Genomic DNA, 24,121 nt, shown 5'->3' with positions numbered 1-24,121 from the left:
GGACGCAGCGATCGAAATTCGATGGTCCTTTACAACCGGTATTTCACCTCCTTAAATAATCAGGGTCTGCGAACAGACCGGAAAAACGAGATCCCCATGAGCCATTTCCTGGACAGATTGCGTTATTTCTCCACCACGAGGCCAACCTTCTCCGACGGACACGGCGCCGTCACCGACGAAGACCGCAAATGGGAAGACGGCTACCGGATGCGCTGGCAGCACGACAAGATCGTCCGTTCGACTCACGGGGTGAACTGCACGGGCTCATGCTCGTGGAAGGTCTACGTGAAAGGCGGGATCGTCACCTGGGAAACCCAGCAGACCGATTACCCGCGCACGCGCCCCGACATGCCGAACCACGAACCGCGCGGCTGCTCGCGCGGTGCTTCGTACTCCTGGTATTTGTATAGCGCGAACCGCCTGAAGCATCCGATGGTGCGCAGCGCGCTGGTGAAGCTGTGGCGCGAACGCCGCCGCACGCTCGGCGCCGTCGACGCGTGGCGCTCGATCGTCGAGGACGACGACGCGCGGCGTTCGTACCAGAGCCGTCGCGGGCTCGGCGGCTTCGTGCGTGCGAGCTGGGACGAGGTCAACGAGATCGTTGCGGCCGCAAACGTTTACACGGTCGAGCGGTACGGGCCCGATCGCGTGGTCGGCTTCTCGCCGATCCCGGCGATGTCGATGGTGTCGTATGCGGCCGGCTCGCGCTACCTGTCGCTGATCGGCGGCGTGTGCCTGAGCTTCTACGACTGGTACTGCGACCTGCCGCCCGCGTCGCCGCAGACCTGGGGCGAGCAGACCGACGTGCCGGAATCGGCCGACTGGTACAACTCGACGTTCATCATGATGTGGGGCTCCAATGTCCCGCAGACCCGCACGCCCGACGCGCACTTCCTCGTCGAGGCGCGCTATCGCGGCACCAAGGTCGTGTCGGTGTTCCCCGATTACGCGGAAGGCGCGAAGTTCGGCGACCTGTGGCTGCATCCGAAGCAGGGCACCGACGCGGCGCTCGCGCTCGCGATGGGGCACGTGATCCTGAAAGAGTTCCACCTGGCCGGCAAGAGCGACTACTTCATCGACTACTGCAAGCGCTACACCGACATGCCGTGCCTCGTGCGTCTCGTGCCGCACGGCGACGGCTACGTGCCCGAGCGTCTCGTGCGCGCATCCGACTTCGACGACGCGCTCGACGAAGCCGCGCACCCGGACTGGAAGACCGTGATGATCGACGACGCGACGGGCGAATTCGTCGTGCCGGTCGGCTCGGTGGGCTTTCGCTGGGGGCAGCAGGCGGACGCGGACAAGGGCAAGTGGAACCTGCGCGGCGAGACGTCGAAGGGCGCGGCGCTGTCGCCGCGGCTGTCCTGCACGGCCGAGCACGACGACGTGGTCGACGTGCTGTTCCCGTACTTCGGCAACCAGCCGCACGCGCACTTCAACTCGACCGCTCACGGCTCCGAGCTGTCGCGCCGGATCGGCGTGCGGCGCGTCGCGACGCGCGACGGCGAGATGCTGGTCGCGACCGTCTACGACCTGTTCGTCGCGAACTACGGGCTCGACCAGGGGTTGGGCGGGCGCGACGTGGCCGCGAGCTACGACGACGATCTGCCGTATACGCCGGCGTGGCAGGAAACGATCACCGGCGTGAAGCGCGCGGACGTGATCTCGGTCGCGCGGCAGTTCGCGGAGAACGCGCACAAGACGCAAGGCAAGTCGATGGTGATCATCGGCGCGGGGATCAACCACTGGTTCCACATGGACATGTCGTACCGCGCGATCATCAACATGCTGATCATGTGCGGCTGCATCGGCAAACCGGGCGGCGGCTGGTCGCATTACGTGGGCCAGGAGAAGCTGCGCCCGCAGACGGGCTGGACCGCGCTCGCGTTCGCGCTCGACTGGAACCGGCCGCCGCGGCACATGAACGCGACGTCGTTCTTCTACGCGCACACCGACCAGTGGCGCTACGACACGATGGACCCGAGCGCGCTGCTGTCGCCGCTCGCCGACAGGACGCAGTTCCACGGCTCGCCGATCGACTACAACGTGCGCGCGGAACGGATGGGCTGGCTCCCGTCCGCGCCGCAGCTCGCGGTGAATCCGCTGAAGGTCGGCGCGAGTCTGGGCGATGCAGCTGAAGCCGGCGCCGACGTCGCCCGGCAGCTGAAGGCCGGCACGCTGCGCATGGCGTGCGAGGACCCGGACGCACCGGACAACTTCCCGCGCAACCTGTTCGTGTGGCGCTCGAACCTGCTCGGCTCGTCGGGCAAGGGGCACGAGTATTTCCTGAAGCACCTGCTCGGCACGACCAACGGCGTGCAGGGCGAGGACCTTGGCGCGACGGGCGGCGCGCGTCCCGAGGAAGTGAAGTGGCACGACGACGCGCCGCGCGGCAAGCTCGACCTGCTCGTCACGCTCGACTTCCGGATGTCGACCACCTGCATGTATTCGGACGTCGTGCTGCCGACCGCGACGTGGTACGAGAAGGACGACATGAACACGTCCGACATGCATCCGTTCATCCATCCGCTGTCGGCGGCGGTCGATCCCGCGTGGGAATCGAAAAGCGACTGGGACATCTTCAAGGGAATCGCGAAGCGCTTCTCCGAGTTGTGCGTCGGGCATCTCGGCGTCGAACGCGACGTCGTACTCGCACCGATCGCGCACGACACGCCGGGCGAGCTCGCGCAGCCGTTCGACGTGCACGACTGGAAGCGCGGCGAATGCGAGCCGGTGCCGGGCCGTACGATGCCGGCGGTGATCGCCGTCGAGCGCGACTACCCGAACACCTACGCGCGCTTCACGTCGCTCGGGCCGCTGATGGACAAGCTCGGCAACGCGGGCAAGGGCATCGGCTGGGATACGAAGGACGAAGTGAAGCTGCTCGGCGAACTGAACTACACGGTCGCCGACGGCGCCGCGCAGGGGCGCCCGCGCATCGACACCGCGCTCGACGCGGCCGAGGTGATCCTCGCGCTCGCGCCGGAGACCAACGGCGAAGTCGCGGTGAAAGCGTGGCATGCGCTGTCGGGCCTCACCGGCATCGATCACACGCACCTGGCCGTCGCGCGCGCGGATGAGAAGATCCGCTTCCGCGATATCCAGGCGCAGCCGCGCAAGATCATCTCGTCGCCGACGTGGAGCGGGATCGAATCCGAGCACGTGTCGTACAACGCGGGTTACGTGAACGTGCACGAACTCGTGCCGTGGCGCACGCTGACGGGCCGTCAGCAGCTGTACCAGGACCATCCGTGGATGCGCGCGTTCGGCGAGTCGCTGTGCGCGTACAAGCCGCCGATCGACACGGGCAGCTACGAACACATGGTCGGCAAGCGCTCGAACGGCAACCCCGAGCGCGTGCTGAACTTCCTGACGCCGCACCAGAAGTGGGGCATCCACAGCACGTACACCGACAACCTGCTGATGCTGACGCTGTCGCGCGGCGGCCCGATCGTGTGGATGTCGGAGGACGACGCGAAGGCGATCGGCGCGGTCGATAACGACTGGATCGAGTGCTACAACTCGAACGGCGCGTTGTGCGCGCGGGCGGTCGTGAGCCAGCGGATTCCGTCCGGGATGGTGATGATGTACCACGCGCAGGAGAAGATCGTGAACACGCCGGGCTCCGAAATCACCGGCACGCGCGGCGGCATTCACAACTCGGTCACGCGCATCGCGCTCAAGCCCACGCACATGATCGGCGGCTATGCGCAGCTGTCGTACGGCTTCAACTACTACGGCACGGTCGGCTCGAATCGCGACGAGTTCCTGATCGTGCGCAAGATGAGCAGGATCGACTGGCTCGACGGAGAAGAGCGCGCGGTCGAGCCGGCAACGCAAGCGGTGCGGGCGGGAGAAACGTCATGAAAATACGTGCACAGATCGCGATGGTGCTGAACCTCGACAAGTGCATCGGGTGCCATACCTGCTCGGTGACCTGCAAGAACGTGTGGAGCAGCCGCGAAGGGATGGAATACGCGTGGTTCAACAACGTCGAGACGAAACCGGGCATCGGCTATCCGAAGGACTGGGAAAACCAGGACCGCTGGCGCGGCGGCTGGCAGCGGCGTGCGGACGGCAGGATCGAGCCGCGCCTCGGCGGCAAGTGGCGGCTGCTCGCGCAGATTTTCGCGAACCCGCACCTGCCCGAGATCGACGATTACTACGAGCCGTTCACGTTCGACTACGCGCATCTGCAGGAAGCGGGCAACACACGCGCGATGCCGGTTGCGCGACCGCGCTCGCTGATCAGCGGCCAGCGGCTCGAGAAGATCGAGTGGGGCCCGAACTGGGAGGAAATCCTCGGCGGCGAGTTCGAGAAGCGCGCGAAGGACTACAACTTCGAGAACGTGCAGAAGGACATCTACGGGCAGTTCGAGAACACCTTCATGATGTACCTGCCGCGCCTGTGCGAGCACTGCCTGAATCCGGCATGCGTCGCCGCGTGCCCGTCGGGCTCGATCTACAAGCGCGAGGAAGACGGCATCGTGCTGATCGACCAGGACAAGTGCCGCGGCTGGCGCATGTGCGTGTCGGGCTGCCCGTACAAGAAGATTTACTACAACTGGCAGAGCGGCAAGGCCGAGAAGTGCATCTTCTGCTATCCGCGCATCGAGGCCGGCCAGCCGACCGTGTGTTCGGAGACCTGCGTGGGCCGCATCCGCTACCTCGGCGTGCTGCTGTACGACGCCGACCGGATCAGCGAGGCCGCCAGCGCGGAGAACGAGAAGGACCTGTACGAAGCACAGCTGTCGCTGTTCCTCGATCCGGAGGATCCGGCCGTGATCGCGCAGGCCGAACGCGACGGCGTGCCGGCCGCGTGGATCGACGCCGCACGGCGCTCGCCGACCTACAAGATGGCGATCGACTGGAAGATCGCGTTCCCGCTGCATCCGGAATACCGGACGCTGCCGATGGTCTGGTACGTGCCGCCGCTGTCGCCGATCAACGCCGCCGCGAACAGCGGCGCGCTCGGGATGAACGGCTACCTGCCGGACGTCGAATCGCTGCGCATTCCGCTGCGTTATCTGGCGAACCTGCTGACCGCCGGCGACGAGGCGCCGGTGAAGCTCGCGCTCGAACGGCTGCTCGCGATGCGCGCGTTCATGCGCGCGCGCCACGTCGACGGCATCGACGCGCGCGGCGTGCTCGACCAGGTGGGGCTGTCGCTCGCGCAGGTCGAGGAGATGTACCGCTATCTCGCGATCGCGAACTACGAGGATCGCTTCGTGATCCCGACGACGCATCGCGAGTATGCGGAGAACGCGTACGACCTGCGCGCGTCGTGCGGCTTCTCGTTCGGCAACGGCTGTTCCGACGGCCGTTCGTCGGCGAGCCTGTTCAGCGCGAAGAAGGAGAAGGGCACCAGGACGATTCCGATCCACGAGGTATCGCGATGAGCACCGCACCCGATCCGACCTACGCGGCGTTCGCGGCGCTGCTCGACTATCCGGACGACGCGCTCGTCGACGTGCTCGACTCGATCGAAGTTCATCTGCGCGAGCGCATGCGCGTGCCGCAGGCGGTGCGTGTGGGCCTCGACAGGTTCTTCGCGTACGTGCGCGAGCGCGACCTGCTGACGCTGCAGGAGAACTACGTCGCGCTGTTCGATCGCGGCCGCGCGACGTCGCTGCACCTGTTCGAGCACGTGCACGGTGAATCGCGCGATCGCGGGCAGGCGATGGTCGACCTGCTGCAGATGTACGAGCGGCACGGGCTCGCGCTGAACCCGGGCGAGCTGCCCGACTACCTGCCCGTGTTCCTCGAATACCTGTCGCGGCTGCCGGCGCCCGATGCGCGCAACCTGCTCGCCGAAACCGGCGAGATCCTGCGCGCGCTGGCCGGCCAGCTCGCGCAGCGCGGCAGCCATTACAGCTTCGTCGTCTGCGCGCTGCTGCCGATGGCCGGCCTCGCGCCGGTCGATGCACCGGCCGCCGCGGACGACGACGTCGCCGCCGAGCGTCCGACTGCGGACGACTATCGCGCGCTCGACGCGTCGTATGCGGACGAAGCCGTGCGCTTCGTCGGCGCGGCAACGCCGGCGTCGACGGAGCAGACGGTGCGGTTCCACGACAAGCGGCCGGCCCGCGGCGCGTGAGCGCGGGCTCAACTGGGGAAAGACATGAACGCTTACTTGCATCAGTTCCTGTTCGGGATCTACCCGTACATCTGTCTCGCGGTGCTGCTGGTCGGCAGCCTGATCCGCTTCGACCGCGAGCAATACACGTGGAAAAGCGATTCGTCGCAGTTGTTGCGCCACGGCATGCTGCGGCTCGGCAGCAACCTGTTCCACTGGGGCGTGCTGGTCGTCGTGCTCGGGCACTTCGGCGGTTTTCTGGCGCCGCACTGGCTCGTGTCGCCGTTCCTGTCGGCGTCCGGGCACCAGCTGGTCGCGATGGTGGCGGGCGGCGCGGCCGGTGTCGCGGCGATCATCGGATTGACGATCCTGATCTGGCGGCGCCTGGGCGACGCACGCATCCGCAAGAACAGCCGCACGTCGGACATCGTGATCGTGCTGATGCTGTGGGTGCAGCTCGCGCTCGGGCTCGGCACCGTCGTGCTGTCGACGCGTCACATGGACGGCGTGATGTTCGAGCAGCTCACCGACTACGTGAAGGGCGTCGTCACGTTTCGGCCGGACATCGCGAGCCTGCTCGTCGGCGTGCCGCTGACGTACCGGCTTCATATCCTGCTCGGCTTCACGATCTTCCTCGTGTCGCCGTTTACACGGATGGTGCATATCTGGAGCGGCATCGCATCGGTCGCGTACCTGATCCGCCCGTACCAGCTCGTGCGCAAGCGCTGAGGAGGTGGCATGAATAACGTTCTCTCCGAAGTCGCGACGGTGCCGCTGACGATCAACGGAATTGCCATCGACGACGCGGCCATCGCGGCCGAAGCCGCGCATCACGGCGATGCACGCGATCCACTCGATGCGGCGCGGCATGCGCTCGCGGTGCGCGAGCTGTTGCGGCAGCGCGCGGTGTCGCTCGCGCTGATCGACGAACGCGCGCCGCTCGACGACGCGGCGGTCGACGCGCTGCTCGAATGCGAGCTGACGCACGTCCCTGAACCCGATCGCGCGGATTGCGAGCGCTACTACGCGCAGCATCCGGCGCGCTTTCGCCGCAACGACATCGTGTATGCAAGCCACGTGCTGTTCGCGGTGACCGACCGCGTGCCGCTCGCGCCGCTGCGGCAACGCGCGGAACGCGCGCTCGCCGACGTGGTCGCCGCGCCCGATACGTTCGAAGCAGTGGCGCGCGAATCGTCGAACTGTCCGTCGGCGCAAGTCGGCGGCAGCCTCGGGCAATTGCTGCGCGGCGACACCGTGCCGGAATTCGAGGCCGCGCTGTTCGACACTGACGGGCTCGGCGTGCTGCCGAAACTCGTCAACACGCGCTTCGGCTTTCACATCGTGCGCATCGAGCGCCGCGTGCCGGGCGACATCGTGCCGTTCGACGAAGCCGCCGGCCAGATCGCCGCATACCTGTCGGAACGCGTGCGGCAACGGGCGATGCGGCAGTACGTGGCGATACTCGCGGCCGGCGCGCACGTCGAAGGCGTGACCTTCGACGGCGCGAACGGGCCGCTCGTCCAATGAAACGGGGTTTTACATATGGCAACTCAACAAGTTAACGTCGGCGTGGCTGCGGATCCGCAGACCATTCCGCTGCGCGCGTGGTCGGTGCTGGCCGCGAGCACGCTCGCGTTCATGGTGTGTTTCGTCGTGTGGATGATGTTCGGCGTGCTTGGCGTGCAGTTGCGCACCGATCTCGGCCTGAACAGCACCGAGTTCGGGCTGCTCACGGCGACGCCCGTGCTGACCGGCGCGCTGATGCGCTTGCCGCTCGGCACGTGGACCGACCGCTTCGGCGGCCGTATCGTGATGACGGTGCTGCTCGTCGTGTGCGCGGTGCCGGTCTACATCGTCAGCTACGCGACGCAGCTCTGGCAGTTCCTCGTGATCGGGCTGTTCCTCGGCTGCGTCGGTGCGTCGTTCGCGGTCGGCACCCCGTATGTCGCGCGCTTTTTCCCGCCGAAGCGGCGCGGGCTCGCGATGGGCGTGTTCGGCGCGGGCACGTGCGGTGCGGCGGTCAATCTGTTCGTCACGCCACTGCTGCTCGCCGCGTACGGCTGGCGCTTCGTGCCGCGCGTGTATGCGGTCGCGCTGCTCGTCACCGCGGTGATCTTCTGGTTCGCGTCGGCGCCCGATCCCGGCGCGGGCAAGCGCGGCGGCTCGATGCTCGACTCGTTCAAGGTGCTGCGCGACCCGCGCGTGTGGCGGCTGTGCCAGTACTACTCGATCACGTTCGGCGGCTTCACAGCGCTGTCGCTGTGGATCCCGCAGTACCTGAAGAGCGAATACGGGATGTCGCTCGTGATGGCGTCCGCGTTCGCGGCCGGCTTCTCGCTGCCGGGCTCCGTGCTGCGCGCGCTCGGCGGCGCGCTGTCCGATCGTTTCGGCGCGCATGCGGTCACGTGGTGGGGGCTGTGGGTCGCGTGGATCGCGCTGTTCGTGCTGTCGTATCCGGCGACCGACTTCGTGATCCACACGATCGACGGCACCGCGTCGCTGAACCTGGCGATGCCGGTGGCCGGCTTCGTCGCGCTGACCTTCGTGCTGGGCGCGGTGTTCGCGTTCGGGATGGCGTCGACCTTCAAGTACGTCGCCGACGATTTCGCGGACAACATGGGCGTCGTCACGGGCATCGTCGGGCTCGCGGGCGGGCTCGGCGGCTTCCTGCTGCCGATCCTGTTCGGCATGCTGCTCGACTTGCTGCGCGTGCGCACGACCTGCTTCATGTTCCTGTACGGAATCGTGTGGGTGTCGCTGATCCTCATCTATCTGTCGGAAGTGCGGCGCACGCCCGTGGCGGGTTGAGCGCGGTTGCGCGAGGCCGGTAGCGTCCGGCCTCGCCCAGGTAGTCGTACCGCGCGTCGGCCGTTTGCGACCGTGCGCAGTTCTGTCAAACTTGCGCCCATGACACCGCGCCTCACCCTGCCGCCTTCCTCCGATTCCGCGCCCGCGCTCGCGGGCTTTCCCGACGCCGACGAACTCGCCGCGCTGCGTGCGTGGTACGCGGGCATGACCGTGCGCCAGGCCGTCGAGCACTACCTGCCTGGCCGGCTCGGCGAAGGGCGCTCGGCGCGCGGCGTGATCGGCGCAATTCGGCGTCGCCTCGTGCGGGTCGCGCGACAGGCCGGACGGCCCGATCTCGCCGAGCAGCTCGGTCATGCCGACAGCGAGCGCATGCAGATGGCGAAGGCCGCGACCGATGCGATCGGCGTGCTGCGCCATGCGCGCGCGCCGGTGCCGCAGATCAGCGATGATGTCGGCCTGTGGCTGCCGGCGCGTGCGGTCGTCGCGCTGCGTGCGCACGGGATCGCGACGCTGGCCGATCTGACCGTGCGGATTCCGCGCCGGCGTCAGTGGTGGCGCGCGATCGCGGGGCTCGGCGTGGCGAGCGCGCGGCATATCGAGGCGTTCTTTTCCGCGCATCCCGACCTGACCGAGCGGGCGCGCGCACTGATTGCCGCGACGCCGCGCGGCAGCATCGTGCCGTGGGAGCAACTGAAGCTGCCGCACGAGGTCGACGGATCGGCCGGCACGTTCCGCGCGCCGCGCGCCACCAGCACGCTCGATGCGGACAACGATTACGCGGCCGTGCACGCGTGGCTGTCGCTGCACGAATCGGCCGCGACGCGACGCGCGTACCGGAAGGAGGCCGAGCGGCTGATCCTGTGGGCGATCGTCGAGCGCGGCCGTGCGCTGTCGTCGCTGACGACCGAGGATGCGGTCGCGTATCGCGCGTTCATCCGGCGCCCGACGCCGCACGAGCGCTGGGTCGGCCCCGTGCGGCCGCGCGGCGCGCCGGACTGGCGGCCGTTTTCGGGCGGGCTGTCCGCGCGCTCGGCCGCGTACACGCTGTCGGTCCTTGGCGCGCTGTTCCGCTGGCTGATCGAGCAGCGCTACCTGCTCGCGAATCCGTTCGCGGGCGTCAAGGTGCGCGACACGCGCGGCGCGAATGCGCTCGACACGTCGCATGCGTTCACCGAAGGCGAATGGCTGCTCGTGCGCACGATCGCGGACGGGCTCGAGTTTCGCAAGGACAAGCCGTCCGGTGCGCCGGGATCGAGCTGGACGCCGGCCGCCGCGCAACGGCTGCGCTTCATCCTCGATTTCGGCTATGCGACCGGGCTGCGCGCGAGCGAGTTGGTCGGCGCGACGCTCGGCGACATCGACACGGACGCGCACGGCGACGCATGGCTGAAGGTGATCGGCAAAGGCAGCAAGGCCGCGCGCGTCGCGCTGCCGCCGCTCGCGCGCACGGCGCTCGATCGCTATCTGGTCGCGCGCCGGCTGCCGGTCACACCCGTGCGCTGGCGGCCCGACACGCCGCTGATTCCGAGCCTCGCGGAAGACGGCGCGGCCGCGATCACGAGCGTGCGGCTGTGGAAGGTGATGCAGCGGTTCTTCGCGCAGACGGCCGCGCTCGTCGATGCCGACAACCCGGCGCTCGCGCAGAAGCTGCGGCAGGCGAGCCCGCACTGGATGCGGCATACGCATGCGACGCACGCGCTCGCGCGGGGCGCCGAGTTGACGACCGTGCGCGACAACCTGCGGCATGCGTCGATCTCGACGACGTCGATCTATCTGCACGGGGACGACGTGAAGCGGGCACGGCAGATGTCGAGTGCGTTTTCGGCGGACAAATAAGCGGGGCGCGAGCGGATCGAACGGAACGACACGGCATCGATGACGGTCAGAACGGTTATTCGGTCACGGAGCGGGTGGATGGCATCGAGTCAGGGAACCGTCGATTTCATCGTCGAGCAGATGGCCTCGGCCGGCACGGTGTCGGCCCGCAAGATGTTCGCCGAATACGGAATCTACTGTGACGGCAAGATGGTCGCGCTGGTGTGCGACGACCGGTTGTTCGTCAAGCCGACGTCCGACGGGCGTGCGTTTGTCGGTACCTGCGACGAAGCTCCACCGTATCCGGCAGCAAAACCGCATCTCGTCATTGGAGGCGATCGCTGGGACGACCGCGAATGGCTGTCGACGCTGATCCGGATCACCGCCGCGCAATTACCGGTCCCGGTGAAGCGAAGTCGATAGCGGTCGGCATCTTCCGTGAAACTGGCGCGCCAACCCGCACGCCGCACTGGAGCACAACAATGGAGACAACCCTACACCCGCAAGCCCCGCGATACGCTCGCCGCGCCTGGCACGCGCTCGTCGCGGCGCTATGCGTGGGCTGGAGTGCGCTGTCGTTCGGCGCGGACGGCGCGGCGGCGCTGCTCGACCGCTATCACAGCCTCGGCGAGCAACTGAAGAACAACCCGTTCCACCGCCCGCTGTACCTCGAATCGTCCGAGGCATCGTCGACGTTGAAGGGTGATATCTACGCGGTCGTCGACTATCCGTTTTCCGTCGTGAACGGCAAGCTCAACGATCCCGCGCAGGGCCCCGCCAATTGGTGCGCGGTGCTGATCCTGCATCTGAACACGAAATATTGCCATGCGTCGACCGGCAGCGACGGCCCGGTGCTCGACGTGAACCTCGGCCGCAAGATCGAGCAGAAACTGTCGGATACCTATCGCGTGCAGTTCCGCTACGGCGTGGCCGCCGCGACGCCCGACTACTTTCAGGTCGACCTGACTGCCGACAGCGGCCCGATGGGCACGAAGGACTACCGGATCGCGCTGGAGGCCGTGCCGATCGGCGCATCGCGCACGTTCCTGCACCTCACGTATTCGTACGGCTTCGGCACGGTCGGCCGCATGGCGATGAAGACCTACCTCGCGACGGCCGGCAGCGACAAGGTCGGCTTCACGCTCGCGAGCGGCGCATCGACGGCGCAGCCGCAATATATCGGCGGCGTGCGCGGATTGCTGGAGCGCAACACGATGCGCTACTACCTCGCGATCGACACGTATCTGGCGACGCTCGACAAACCGCTCGAGCAGCGCCTTGGGCGCTGGTTCGATGCTACCGAGCAGTATCCGCAGCAGTTGCATGAAGTCGAGCGGGCCGCGTATCTGCGGATGAAAGCGCAGGAGGTGCAGCGGCAGCAGGCGGCGCGATGACGCCGGCTGCCGGGCGTCGATCAGTCGATCAGTAACCCCGCCACGACGTCGACAATCCGCTGCAGCAGCGCTTCGTCGTAAGGCAGCCACGGCACCGCGCGCAGCGGCGACGGCGGCGGCTCGATCGCGGGTTCGACGGGCTCGCCGTCACGCGTCACGCGTCCGGTCGCGCAATGCACCGCCCACGCGCCGACGCGTACATGGCGTTCATCGAGCGTGATCCTCCCTTGCGCAACCGGTTCGGCGAACACGAGCGACAGCACGTGCCGGCGATGGCGCGCCATCACGCCCAGTGGAAGATCCGACAACCGGTTCAGGCGGTGCTGGCGCTCCGTGTCGAGCGCGCGCTGGCGGACCGGGTCCGTCGTGAGCGCCGATGCCGCCGCGCGCGTCGCGTCGTCGTCGAGCGCGAACGCGGCCACGCTGACGAGCAGGTCGACCGCGCGCGCAATTTCGGAGAAGACGACGCGGTCGATCTCGCCGATCGGCACCGGCGCCCAGCGCCGTTCGTGCCGGCGCTCGACATGCAGCCGGCGCGATGTGCCGTGGCCTTCCGAACCGGGATAGAGCCGCGCGTCGACGAGAAAGGTGGCGCGCACGTCGCCGAACTCGCGGACGAGCCCGTCGTCGTACGCGCGGATCGACCAGCCTTCGCGGCGCGCGACGCCGAGCAGCGGCCGGCTCGACAGCACGTGACCTTCGAACATCGCGCAGTCGCTCGCCGACGCGTCGCCATCGGGCGGCACGTAATACTCGCGGAAGGCCTGCCGGACCGGTTGCCGCAGCGAACGGCCGACGATCGCGCGCTGCCATGCGAGCCGCTCGTCCGCGTCGGCCAGCAGCGGGTGCCAGAGCCGGATGTCGCTGTCGGCCGCGATGTCGCATGGGTGGCCGGCCGCGTCGCGCGGCACGACCTTGCCCTTCGCGATCTCGGGCATGAACGACTGCGTAGCGCCATCGCGGCCGCGTGCCTGCCAGATCATCCGAGCGGAGAACGCGGCGCCGGCCGGCGCATCGACGAGCCGCTCGCGCCATTCCGCGTGGCCGAGCGACATCGGCTGCCAGAAGCCGGCTTCCATGCAAGTGGCGAGCATCGCGAGCTGCTTCTTGTCGGGCTTCGCGTCGAGCGTCATCCGCAGCGCGGTGTGCGGCCGTTCGCCGAGCGCGCGTTCTGCCGGTTTCAGGTTGCGCGCAAGCTTCTTCTGCACGCCCGCATGACGCACGACGGTCAGCGCGTCGCGCAGCGCGCGCACGCTCTCGGGCGTCGGGATCGTCTCGACCGCGTGACCGAGTGCGATCGCGAGCGACTGCGACGGCGCGGTCTTCGCGGCTGTTGGTGCGACGCACACGCCCGTCAGCAGCGGCCCGATCAGCGGGCGCAGCCAGGCTTCGTCGCGATACGCGGCCACGCGCGCGGCGCGCGCGACGACCTGCGCGTCGTCCGTCGTGAATGCGCGGTCGGCCTCGTACGGCACGGCGCCGGCATGAAGCGCCGCGACCTGCCGCGCGGCGTCGGTCAGCGCGTCGCGCGCGAATGCGACGTACGCGGCGTCTTGCGCGAGCGTGACGGCCGGATCGCTTAAGTCGATCCACAGCCGCTTCGGCGCGAAATAGCCGTCGTTCGTCGCGGCCAGCGCGAGCAGCGCGGCCGGGCCGAGCTCGGGCAGCACGTCCAGTTCGCGCACGCGAAACGGCGAGTCCGCCAGCGCTTGCGCATACGCGTCGCGGCGTGCCGAGAAGTCGCGGCGGCCGGCGAACCAGTCGAGCGCATACGCGCCATACGCGGACACCGCGCGCAGCCTGCCTTCCTCCGGTTCGGCGACGATGCGGGCGAGTTCGGCCTGCAGCGCGGGCGACGGCAGCGCGTCCAGGCAGGGCAGATCCTCCAGCGCACGCTTCCATCCGCCGGCCGGGATGTCGCGGAACAGCTCGAGTGCCGCATCGGCGTCGACGAGCGGCACGAGGCCGAGCGCATCGATCTGCCGGCGCAGCCAGCGCGCGAATTCGGCGCGCGGGTCGTGGTACGCGTGGTCGCGCTGCATGATCTCGTGCTCGACGCGGCGCAATGCCGGCCAGACCGCGCCGAGCGCATGCGCATCGAGCGCCGACAGGTCGATCGGCGAGCCGGTGAAGCGCGGATGGTCGGCCGTGCCGGTCAGCCGTGCGACCAGCAGCGCAACGAGGGGGCGATCAGTCATGCGCTTTCCGATGGGTCGGTCGGTTCGTTCTGGCGCCATTTCGGTACTTGCCCGGCGGCGCGGGCTCCGTCGCCCGGGCCGGCTGTCTGGTCGATTGGATAGTGCATGGTCTGACTCCGGCAATGAAACCGAGCGGGCGCACAGTATTGCACCCCAATTGCGATAGCCGACGAACGCCCGCGCGGCGGGCGATCCGGCCGCACCGCCCAAGCGTTCCGGCCATTCGGCCATTTCATAAGACGTACAGTTGTCCCGCCCTACGCGAGTCGGGCCGAACTGTACTCTTGTTCCCACGTTCGATGTGTGTACCCGCCACCAACTGTTCTGCTCTTAAGATTCATCCATCAAGTGCACAGTGCCGCGGATCCCGTTGTAACGGAACCTCCCGGCGCATTTTCAAAAGCGAGCCACTGCGATGGAAAAGGCAAAACCGGAGGGAGCAATCAGGCAGAACGACAGCCCGGTCGGCGGGCAGAACACGCGCGTATCGGACGCGCACGGGACGGCGGCGCGCATGCGCAGGCCGGCGGGGAGCGCGCGATGAAGCTCTACGAAAAACTCGCGGACGACATCGAGCGCCTGATCCGCCAGGGCGTGTACCGGCACGGCGACCGGATTCCGTCGGTACGGCAGGCGAGCCAGCAGCACCGGATCAGCATCACGACCGTGCTGCATGCGTATCTGCTGCTCGAAAGCCGCGGGTTGCTGGAAAGCCGGCCGCAGTCCGGTTACTTCGTGAACCTGCGCCGCGACGACAACCACGCGCCGGTGCGCGAGCTGCGGCCGTCGAAGCCGATCGCGATCTCGTCGTCGGTCGACATGAGTCGGCTCGTGCTGTCGACGCTGCGCTCGATCGGCACCGACGACGCGGTGCCGCTCGGGTCGCCGTATCCGGACCCGAGCCTGTTTCCGTTCGAGAAACTGAACCGCTATGCGTATGCAGCCGGCCGCGACAAGTCGCTGTGGGGCGTCACGGACGGGCTGCCGCCCGGCCATCCGCGCCTGATCCGGCAGATCGCGCGACGCTATCTGGAAAACGGGATGTCGGTCGATCCGAACGAGATCATCGTGACGGTCGGCGCAACGGAGGCGATCAATCTGTGTCTGCAGGCAGTCGCGAAACCGGGTGACACGATCGCGGTGGAGTCGCCGACGTTCTACGCGATGCTGCACGCGATCGAGCGCATGGGGATGAAGGCGATCGAGGTCGCGACGCACCCGGAATACGGAATCGACATCGCGGCGCTGGCGGCCATTGCAAAGTCGCAGCCGATCGCCGCGTGCATGGTGATGCCGAACTTCCAGAACCCGCTCGGCTTCCAGATGCCCGACGAGCGCAAGCGCGAATTAGTTGAGTTTGCAACGAAAACCGACATGCCGATCATCGAGAACGGCGTGTACAACGAACTGTATTTCGGCGAGTCGCATCCGAGCGCGCTGAAGTCCTACGACCGCACCGGGATCGTGTTGCACTGCTCATCGTTCTCGAAGAGCCTGACGGCCGCCTACCGGATAGGCTGGGCGTTGCCCGGGCGCTATCGGGATCAGGTCGAGAAGCTGAAGTTCCTGAACACGCTGGCGACGCCGTCGCTGCCGCAGCTCGCGATCGCCGAGTTTCTCGAACGCGACGGCTACGAGCATCACCTGCGGCGCTTGCGCAAGGCGTATGCGCAGCAGGCGAACCTGATGCGCGCGATGGTGTCGCGGTTCTTCCCGGAAGGCACGCGCATCTCGAGCCCGGCGGGCGGGTACGTGCTGTGGGTCGAGCTGCCGGCACAGGTCGACGCGATGCGCCTGTACCAGCTCGCGCTGGAGCAGGGCATCACGATCGGGCCAGGCTACATGTTCTCGATCACGGACAACTACCGGAACTTCATCCGGTTGAACTACAGCAGCCCGTGGTCACCGGAGATCGAGCAGGCGGTGATCGCGGTCGGGAAGCTCGCGGCATCGTGCATGCAGTCGTGAAGCGAAGGGCGGTGCGCGTCGCACGCACCGCCTTCGCTCAGCCGGCTTTCGCGCGTAAATACTCCGACACGCGCGCGAGCCCTTGCTCGAGCACCGTCCGGTTGTTGGCGTAACCGATCCGCACATAGCCTTCCATGTCGAGCGCGCTGCCGGGCGTGAACATCACGCCGGTTGCCTCGATCAGCTCCGTGCAGAACGCGCGCGACGGCATGTCGAACGCGTACTTGAGCAGTGCCGTCGTGCCCGACTTCGGCTTGACCCAGGAAATCGCCGGCTCGCGTTCGACCCATGCTTCGAGAATCGCGAGGTTGGTGCGCGTGATGTCGTGACTGCGCTTCAGGATCACGTCGCGGTGCTCGAGCGCGAGCGTCGCGAGGTAGTCGTCGATCATCCCGACGCTGATCGTGTTGTAGTCGCGATGGACGCTCACCGCGTGGATCAGCTCGACCGGCCCCGCGATCCAGCCGAGCCGCAGCCCGGCGAGCGAGTACGTCTTCGACATGCTCGCCGTGCTGATTCCGCGTTCGTACAGGTCGGCGATCGAGGCGCTGTAGCCGCTGCCGGCCTGGTCGGTGCCGCGATAGACCTCGTCGCACAGCACGTACGCGCCGCAGCGTCGCGCGATCTCGACGATCTTGCCGAGCAGCGCTTCGTCCATCAGCGAGCCGGTCGGATTGTTCGGGTTGTTGATCGCGATCAGGCGCGTCTTGTCGTCGACGAGGGACGCGAGTGCGTCGAGATCGGGCAGGAACGCGTCTTCCTCGCGCAGCTTCAGCACCTTCACGTTCGCGCCGTAGCTTTCCGGAATCGAGTAGTGCTGCTGGTAGGTCGGCAACACCGACACGACCGTATCGCCCGGCTCGACCAGCGTTTCGTAGATGAGTGCGTTGCCGCCGATCGCGCCGTGCGTGACGATCACGTTCGCGGCCGACTGGCGCGCGTAGGTCGACGCGATCGCTTCGCGCAGGCGCGGCGTGCCTTCGATCGCGCCATACGTGAGCTTCATCGGCCGTAGCGCGTCGAGCAGCGTGTCCTGCGTGCCGGTCATCGTCAGCAGCTGATCGACGGTCAGCGATTCGACGCACGTTTCCGCGAGGTTGTACGTACAGCGGTTCTCGTACAGATCCATCCAGCGTTCGACGCCGAATTCCTTGATCTTCATGGTCGTTCCTTTGTCCGGTTGGCCTGGAAAGCGATGCTGCCAAGTATCTGCCTTTCAAAACATAATGTCCAGAGTAGACTAAAAATCTATATTTTATGGACAGTGTGAAAGGAAGCCGAGCCCGTCGATCAAGTCGATTCCGTGCCGCTCAGCGACCGCCGCGCGCAACGGCCAGCATGATCCCGAAGCCGACGAGCAGAACACCGAAGGTGCGGTCGATCCAGTGACGTAACGACAACAAGCGATCTCGGACGGCATCGGCGGAGAAACAGACCGCCACCAGGCTGAACCAGCCTGCATGTGCCAGCGCGATGAACAGGCCGTAGCCGATCTGCACGTGCAACGGCGTGTCGGGCCGGACCGCCTGCATGAACAGGCTGACGATGAACACGGTGGTTTTCGGATTCAGCGCGTTGGTCAGGAAGCCGGTGCGCAGCGCCGCCCGATCGGACAGCGGCGCGGCCTGCGTCGCGGGCCGACCGTCGGCGGGCCTGGCTGCGAGCATCCTCACGCCGAGGTAAATCAGGTAGATCGCGCCGACGAGCTTGACGGCGTTGAAGAGCCACACCGATTGGCGGACCAGCAGGCCCACGCCGAGCAGCGTATAGCTCACGTGAACCGTCACGCCCAGCGCGATCCCCCATGCGGTGAGCAAGCCCGATCGGCGCGACAGCATCAGGCTGTTGCGCGTGACCATCGCGAAATCCGGCCCCGGGCTGATCACGGCCAGCATAGTGATGGTGACTACGACTATCCATTCCGTCATTGCATCGTCCTTTCGGTTTTCTTCGTGATGCGCCAATATTAGGGATCACGATTCGCCGGGAAAAGCGATGATTTCTGACCAGGATGGTGAGTTTGGCTCACAGAACGTCCGTGCCGCGCTGCCGTCGCTGATGGCCTTGCGCTGCTTCGAAGCGGCGGCGCGCCACGAGCATTTCAGCCGTGCCGCCGACGAACTGCACGTGACGCACGGCGCGGTCAGTCGTGCGGTGCGTCTGCTCGAAGACGACCTGGGTGTGGCGTTGTTCGAGCGGCGCAGTCGTCGCGTGTTCCTGACCGACGCGGGCCGCAAGCTCGCGCAGGCCGTCCACGACGGCCTGCATCTGATGAGGCAGGCCGCGCATGAGTTACGGACCGACGCGGCCCGTGCGCAGCGGTGGGTGCTGTCGTGCGAACCGACGCTGCTGATGCGCTGGCTGATTCCGCGCTGGCCGGACTTCCAGGCAACCTATCCGCGCGTCGATATCCATCTCGCCGCGGCGGGCGGCCCGTTCTCGTTCGATCACGGCATCGACATCGCGATCCGCCGCAACGACTTTGCATGGCCCGCGGGGTATCACGCCGAGCGACTGTTCACGGAAAGGGTGGGGCCGGTGTGCCGGCCGGATCGCGTCGATACGTGGTTTGCCGGCGGTCGCGATGACCGCACGTTGAAGCGGGGCGCGCCGCGACTGCATACGCGCACGCGGCCGGACGCATGGAAGGAATGGGCGGCGGCCGCGCATCAACCGGCGGGCAGCGGGCGCGGGCAGATGTTCGACCATTTCTATTTCAGCCTTCAGGCGGCCGTCGCGGGGCTGGGTGTCGCGATCGGCCCGTGGCATCTCGTTCGCGACGACCTCGAAAGCGGGGTGCTGGTCGCGCCGATGGGTTTCGTCGAAGACGGCTCGCACTATTGCCTGCTGACGCCGGAGCCGGTGAAGGACGGAAGCGCGCAGTCGGCGCTGCTCGACTGGCTGAGGACGATGGCCTGACGCGTGAGCCGGGTCGCTGTGCGACGCAGGCGACCTTCAAAAAAAATGGCGCCGCAGGCATTCAGCCCGCGGCGCCATTGCGTGTCGCCACGGCGGGTACGACCCGCCGCAGCTCGACCGCGTGCTTAGATCTGCACGGTGTCGGCAACTTCCTTGAAGTCTTCGATCTGGTCGAAGTTCATGTACTTGTAGATCTTGTCGCCGTCCGCGGTGAGCACGCCCATGTCGGCCATGTACTCTTCCTTCGTCGGGATCCGGCCCAGACGCGAGCAGATCGCCGCCAGTTCCGCCGAGCCGAGGTACACGTTCGTGTTCTTGCCGAGGCGGTTCGGGAAGTTGCGGGTCGACGTCGACATCACCGTCGCGCCTTCGCGCACCTGTGCCTGGTTGCCCATGCACAGCGAGCAGCCCGGCATTTCGGTGCGGGCGCCGGCCGTGCCGAACACGCCGTAGTGACCTTCTTCGGTCAACTGCTTCTGGTCCATCTTGGTCGGCGGGGCGACCCACAGCTTGACCGGGATGTCGCGCTTGCCTTCCAGCAACTTCGACGCCGCACGGAAGTGACCGATGTTGGTCATGCACGAGCCGATGAACACTTCGTCGATCTTGGCGCCCGCGACGTCGGACAGCGTCTTCACGTCGTCCGGGTCGTTCGGGCATGCAACGATCGGCTCGTGGATGTCGGCCAGGTCGATCTCGATGACGGCCGCGTATTCGGCGTCGGCATCCGGCGACAGCAGTTGCGGGTCGGCCAGCCACTGCTCCATCGCCGCGATACGGCGCTGCAGGCTGCGCGGATCCTGATAGCCCTGCGCGATCATCCACTTCAGCAGCGTGATGTTGCTGTTCAGGTATTCGATGATCGGTTCCTTGTTCAGGTGCACCGAGCAACCGGCCGCCGAACGCTCGGCCGACGCATCCGACAGCTCGAACGCTTGCTCGACCTTCAGGTCGGGCAGGCCTTCGATCTCGAGAATGCGGCCCGAGAAGATGTTCTTCTTGCCTTGCTTGGCGACCGTCAGCATGCCTTGCTTGATCGCGTACAGCGGAATCGCGTTGACCAGGTCACGCAGCGTGACGCCCGGCTGCATCTTGCCCTTGAAGCGGACCAGCACCGATTCCGGCATGTCCAGCGGCATCGTGCCGGTGGCGGCCGCGAATGCGACCAGGCCCGAGCCTGCCGGGAAGCTGATGCCGATCGGGAAGCGCGTGTGCGAGTCGCCGCCGGTGCCGACGGTGTCGGGCAGCAGCATGCGGTTCAGCCACGAGTGGATCACGCCGTCGCCCGGGCGCAGCGCGATGCCGCCACGCGTGCTGATGAAGTTCGGCAGCGTCTGGTGCGTCTTCACGTCCACCGGCTTCGGATAGGCGGCGGTGTGGCAGAACGACTGCATCACGAGGTCGGCCGAGAAGCCGAGGCACGCCAGATCCTTCAGTTCGTCGCGGGTCATCGGGCCCGTGGTGTCCTGCGAGCCGACCGAGGTCATCTTCGGTTCGCAGTACGTGCCCGGACGCACGCCCTGGCCTTCCGGCAGACCGCATGCGCGGCCGACCATCTTCTGCGCGAGCGAGAAGCCCTTGCCGCTGTCGGCCGGCTGGTGCGGCAGGCGGAACAGCGTCGACGGTGCGAGGCCCAGCGCTTCACGCGCCTTCGCGGTCAGGCCGCGGCCGATGATCAGCGGAATGCGGCCGCCGGCGCGCACTTCGTCGAACAGCACGTCGGACTTGACCTGGAATTCGGCGATCACGTTGCCGTCCTTCAGCGCCTTGCCTTCGTACGGGCGCAGTTCGACCACGTCGCCCATTTCCATCTGCGACACGTCGAGTTCGATCGGCAGCGCGCCGGCGTCTTCCATCGTGTTGTAGAAGATCGGGGCGATCTTGCCGCCGAGGCACACGCCGCCGAAACGCTTGTTCGGGACGAACGGGATGTCTTCGCCGGTGAACCACAGCACCGAGTTGGTGGCCGACTTGCGCGAGGAGCCGGTGCCGACCACGTCGCCGACGTAGGCGACCAGGTGACCCTTTTCCTTCAGCGATTCGATGAACTTGACCGGGCCGCGCTTGCCGTCTTCTTCCGGCGTGATGCCGGGGCGCGCGTTCTTCAGCATCGCGAGCGCGTGCATCGGGATGTCCGGGCGGGTGGTGGCGTCCGGCGCCGGCGACAGGTCGTCGGTGTTGGTTTCGCCCGTGACCTTGAACACGGTGATGGTCAGGCTTTCCGGCACTTCCGGACGGCTCGTGAACCATTCGGCGTCGGCCCAGCTCTGCAGCACGGCCTTCGCGTGCGCGTTGCCCTTGTCGGCGAGTTCCTTCACGTCATGGAACTGGTCGAACATCAGCAGGGTTTTCTTCAGTGCGTCGGCAGCGACGGCCGCGACGGCGTCGTCCGACAGCAGCTCGATCAGCGGCTGGATGTTGTAGCCGCCGAGCATCGTGCCGAGCAGTTCGGTCGCGCGCTCGCGCGAGATCAGCGGGCAGGCCGTCTCGCCCTTCGCGACGGCGGCCAGGAAGCCGGCCTTCACGCGGGCGGCTTCGTCGACGCCGGCGGGGACGCGGTGGGTGATCAGGTCGACTAGCGTCTGCTCTTCGCCGGCGGGCGGGTTCGCCAGCAGTTCCACCAGCTCGGCGGTTTGCTGAGCCGTCAGCGGCAGGGGGGGAATACCGAGCGCGGCGCGGGCGGCCACGTGAGCACGAAAGTTTTCAAGCATGGGGGGACCTGCTGAGATTGCGTTTCAGGGGAAGGGCTTTCCAGGCACGCCGAGGCTGCTGTTCCGGACACTGCTTCACTGCTTTCGACGGGATTCTAATCGCAATCGGGTCAGGCGTCAAATGTCTTATGTCTTATATAAGAGTTGGGGTTTGAGGCTTCCTGTTGGCGGGTCGCGGCGCGGCGGTTGAGCGGAAGCCGACCGCGGCGCGAACCCCCGAAGGCATTCATTCCGGGGTAGGCGCGGAATCAGGCCCCACTTGCATCTGCGCGAGGCTGCGGCTTCCACGTGTGGCGCATCGTTCAGTGCACTGAACCGGTGCTGGGCGTCGTGTCAGAGCGGCTTGGAGATGCAACTACGATCACCCCGACCGTTTGCCGATCGCTCGCGCTGGATGAAAAATCGATGCACGATATCAGCGGCCGGCATGGTCACGGCAGCGCCGACGTGGTGAGGAAGGCTTTTACGCGCCGCTTCGGCGTGCGTCCCACACCGAAGATGCGCGGCATCTCGCCGAACGAACGGCGCCGAAGCACGAAGCGTCACCGTGACCGTCACGACGTGAAAACCCATGGAGGAGCGACAAATGAAAATCATCACGGGTCCGTTGAGCATGTTCGGCGCGAAGGTCGAGATCGCGGCGCACGAGAAGGGCATCGCCTTCGAGCGCGTGCTGGCGCCGTTCAGCCAGCAGCGCGGCTACGACCCGAAGCATCCGGACGTCCTGCGCATCAACCCGAAGCGTCAGGTGCCGGTGCTGATCGACGGCGAGCTGGAGATTTTCGATTCCACGCAGATCTTCGAATATCTCGAGGACGTGCAGCCCGATCCCGCGTTATGGCCGGTGCAGCCGAAGGCGCGCGCCGTTGCGCGTCAGCTGGAGCACTGCAGCGACGAGATCTATTTCCCGCACGTCATCCGGCTGATGGGCCTCGAAGCGACGCCGGAGCATCCCGACGCGCAGGCCGCACGCGACGCAGCGCGGCAATACTATCGACGCATGGAAGGCGTGCTGGCGGACCGGCAATATCTGGCGCAAACCTATTCCTACGCGGACATCGCGTTCTACATGGCGCAGTTGTTCGGCGCGCGCAAGGGCGCGCCGATGACGTCGGAGACGCCGAATCTGCTCGCGTGGCGCGAACGAATGACCGCGCGTCCGGCCGTGCGGAAAGTGGCCGGCGCGATGGCGGGCTATCTCGCCTCGATCGATCATCCGGTTCCGGATTTTCTTCGCGGGCTCGACTAGCGATCGGTTTCGCATCGCGCGGCGACGATTTGCCGAGCGGTGATCGCCGCTCGATGCGAACGGATCACCCGCCCGTCACCGGCGGAAAGAACGCCACCTCGCTATCCTCCCGCACGACGAAGCCGCCCGTCACCATCTCGAGATTCACGGCCGCCCGCACCGGCCGATCCATTCGCAGCGCTTCTCCACTCCGCGCGTCGCGTGCGGCGAGCGTGCCGCGCAGCGCGTCGACGGTGACCTCATCCGCATCGATCTCGACGACTTCCCCGTCGGTATGCAACTGTTCGCGAATGCTCGCAAAGTATTTGATCGTCAGTTTCATCGCGATGTCCCGGGCGAAATCGGAGGAAGCGGAAAAATCGGAAAAGGCATGGCCGGCACGTTCATCCCCATCGCCGCATCGCCTGATCGTCATGCGCCTTCGGCTCGACCCAGCCGGACACGCCGTCGTGCCGGATCTCCTTCTTCCAGAACGGCGCGTGCGTCTTCACGAAGTCCATGATGAACTCGCACGCATCGAATGCCGATGCGCGATGCGCGGCGGCGACCACGACGATCACGACCGGCTGGCCGAGCGGAATCCGCCCGACGCGATGCACGATCCTGACCGCTTCGAGCTGCCAGCGCGCGCCGGCTTCCTCGACGATGCTCCATAGCGCCTGCTCGGTCATCGTCGGATAGTGCTCGACTTCGAGTGCGATCACGTCGTCGACGTCGCCTTCGTTGCGCACGACGCCGAGGAAATTCACGACCGCGCCAACATTCGGATTGCGAACGATCGGCGCGATCTCTGCGCCGGCGTCGATCGCCGCGTATTGCACGCGCACCTCGAAGCCGGCGGCAATCGCCGGCGGCGGTTCGCTGTGCAGCGCGGATGGCTCGGGATGGCTGTCGTCACGCGACGGATCGTCGGGTGGCGCGCCACGGGATTCGGTGAAACTCGTCATGACGGGGTTCTCCTGTAAGCGGTGCGCGCCGCTTCG

18 protein-coding genes are annotated in these 24,121 nt (G+C 66.8%); 12 read left to right on the top strand and 6 right to left on the bottom strand.

All coding sequences use genetic code 11. The features are described 5' to 3' along the window. Positions 1-96 precede the first annotated feature (96 nt). The 9 genes from ABIC50_RS14620 to ABIC50_RS14580 all read left to right on the top strand — a co-directional run bounded on the left by ABIC50_RS14620 (position 97) and on the right by ABIC50_RS14580 (position 12,093). The gene (locus ABIC50_RS14620) at positions 97-3,867 is read left to right on the top strand and encodes a nitrate reductase subunit alpha (protein ID WP_354164890.1); all 3,771 of its coding nucleotides are present in this window, start codon (positions 97-99) and stop codon (positions 3,865-3,867) included. Further along, a complete protein-coding gene (gene narH, locus ABIC50_RS14615; protein ID WP_354164887.1) occupies positions 3,864-5,399 on the top strand; it encodes a nitrate reductase subunit beta in 1,536 nt (511 codons plus the stop codon). The genes ABIC50_RS14620 and narH overlap by 4 nt, the downstream gene beginning before the upstream one ends. After that, positions 5,396-6,097: a nitrate reductase molybdenum cofactor assembly chaperone gene (narJ, locus tag ABIC50_RS14610; protein ID WP_354164884.1), complete on the top strand. Its 702-nt coding sequence runs from the start codon at positions 5,396-5,398 to the stop codon at positions 6,095-6,097. Before narH ends, narJ begins: the two co-directional genes overlap by 4 nt. Before the next feature lie 24 nt (positions 6,098-6,121). Next, positions 6,122-6,805, top strand: coding sequence for a respiratory nitrate reductase subunit gamma (narI, locus tag ABIC50_RS14605; RefSeq protein ID WP_138850576.1), 684 nt, complete (start codon positions 6,122-6,124; stop codon positions 6,803-6,805). Between the two features lie 9 nt (positions 6,806-6,814). Further along, positions 6,815-7,603: a peptidylprolyl isomerase gene (locus tag ABIC50_RS14600; protein ID WP_354164882.1), complete on the top strand. Its 789-nt coding sequence runs from the start codon at positions 6,815-6,817 to the stop codon at positions 7,601-7,603. A gap of 15 nt (positions 7,604-7,618) precedes the next feature. Continuing rightward, positions 7,619-8,884, top strand: coding sequence for an MFS transporter (locus tag ABIC50_RS14595; RefSeq protein WP_354164879.1), 1,266 nt, complete (start codon positions 7,619-7,621; stop codon positions 8,882-8,884). Between the two features lie 99 nt (positions 8,885-8,983). Next, the gene (locus tag ABIC50_RS14590) at positions 8,984-10,720 is read left to right on the top strand and encodes a site-specific integrase (protein ID WP_354164876.1); all 1,737 of its coding nucleotides are present in this window, start codon (positions 8,984-8,986) and stop codon (positions 10,718-10,720) included. A gap of 78 nt (positions 10,721-10,798) precedes the next feature. Next, positions 10,799-11,122: a TfoX/Sxy family protein gene (locus ABIC50_RS14585; RefSeq protein ID WP_354164873.1), complete on the top strand. Its 324-nt coding sequence runs from the start codon at positions 10,799-10,801 to the stop codon at positions 11,120-11,122. Between the two features lie 59 nt (positions 11,123-11,181). Further along, positions 11,182-12,093 carry a hypothetical protein gene (locus ABIC50_RS14580; RefSeq protein WP_354164870.1) on the top strand — a complete coding sequence of 304 codons (912 nt, stop codon included), beginning with the start codon at positions 11,182-11,184 and terminating at the stop codon, positions 12,091-12,093. A 20-nt stretch (positions 12,094-12,113) separates the two neighbouring features. Here the strand turns inward: ABIC50_RS14580 and ABIC50_RS14575 are convergent, their stop codons facing one another. Beyond that, positions 12,114-14,291, bottom strand: coding sequence for a DUF4132 domain-containing protein (locus ABIC50_RS14575; protein WP_354164868.1), 2,178 nt, complete (start codon positions 14,289-14,291; stop codon positions 12,114-12,116). Positions 14,292-14,831: 540 nt separating this feature from the next. Between ABIC50_RS14575 and ABIC50_RS14570 the strand changes: the two genes are divergently transcribed. After that, a complete protein-coding gene (locus ABIC50_RS14570) occupies positions 14,832-16,259 on the top strand; it encodes an aminotransferase-like domain-containing protein (protein WP_354164866.1) in 1,428 nt (475 codons plus the stop codon). 37 nt (positions 16,260-16,296) lie between these two features. On the opposite strand, the gene ABIC50_RS14565 is transcribed toward ABIC50_RS14570, so the two are convergent. Both ABIC50_RS14565 and ABIC50_RS14560 read right to left on the bottom strand, forming a co-directional pair. After that, entirely contained in the window at positions 16,297-17,421 is a 1,125-nt protein-coding gene (locus ABIC50_RS14565; protein WP_354164863.1) for an aminotransferase, read from the bottom strand. 148 nt (positions 17,422-17,569) lie between these two features. After that, positions 17,570-18,187 carry a LysE family translocator gene (locus tag ABIC50_RS14560; RefSeq protein WP_354165265.1) on the bottom strand — a complete coding sequence of 206 codons (618 nt, stop codon included), beginning with the start codon at positions 18,185-18,187 and terminating at the stop codon, positions 17,570-17,572. A 67-nt stretch (positions 18,188-18,254) separates the two neighbouring features. Between ABIC50_RS14560 and ABIC50_RS14555 the strand changes: the two genes are divergently transcribed. Beyond that, positions 18,255-19,178, top strand: coding sequence for a LysR family transcriptional regulator (locus ABIC50_RS14555; RefSeq protein ID WP_354164860.1), 924 nt, complete (start codon positions 18,255-18,257; stop codon positions 19,176-19,178). A gap of 125 nt (positions 19,179-19,303) precedes the next feature. Here the strand turns inward: ABIC50_RS14555 and acnB are convergent, their stop codons facing one another. Further along, positions 19,304-21,889 carry a bifunctional aconitate hydratase 2/2-methylisocitrate dehydratase gene (acnB, locus tag ABIC50_RS14550; RefSeq protein WP_175669504.1) on the bottom strand — a complete coding sequence of 862 codons (2,586 nt, stop codon included), beginning with the start codon at positions 21,887-21,889 and terminating at the stop codon, positions 19,304-19,306. Positions 21,890-22,475: 586 nt separating this feature from the next. Here acnB and ABIC50_RS14545 point away from each other — a divergent pair. Next, positions 22,476-23,138: a glutathione S-transferase family protein gene (locus ABIC50_RS14545; RefSeq protein ID WP_229083397.1), complete on the top strand. Its 663-nt coding sequence runs from the start codon at positions 22,476-22,478 to the stop codon at positions 23,136-23,138. A gap of 64 nt (positions 23,139-23,202) precedes the next feature. On the opposite strand, the gene ABIC50_RS14540 is transcribed toward ABIC50_RS14545, so the two are convergent. Both ABIC50_RS14540 and ABIC50_RS14535 read right to left on the bottom strand, forming a co-directional pair. After that, positions 23,203-23,460, bottom strand: a complete 258-nt coding sequence (locus ABIC50_RS14540; protein ID WP_229083398.1) for a MoaD/ThiS family protein — start codon at positions 23,458-23,460, stop codon at positions 23,203-23,205. Positions 23,461-23,521: 61 nt separating this feature from the next. Beyond that, the gene (locus ABIC50_RS14535) at positions 23,522-24,085 is read right to left on the bottom strand and encodes a molybdenum cofactor biosynthesis protein MoaE (RefSeq protein ID WP_175708251.1); all 564 of its coding nucleotides are present in this window, start codon (positions 24,083-24,085) and stop codon (positions 23,522-23,524) included. Positions 24,086-24,121: the final 36 nt, after the last annotated feature.

Origin of the sequence: Burkholderia sp. 567 (assembly GCF_040545115.1) — a bacterium.
Classification (GTDB): domain Bacteria; phylum Pseudomonadota; class Gammaproteobacteria; order Burkholderiales; family Burkholderiaceae; genus Burkholderia; species Burkholderia ambifaria.
The sequence above is the reverse complement of the archived record's forward strand: the minus strand, read 5'-3'. Positions and strand labels throughout refer to the sequence as shown.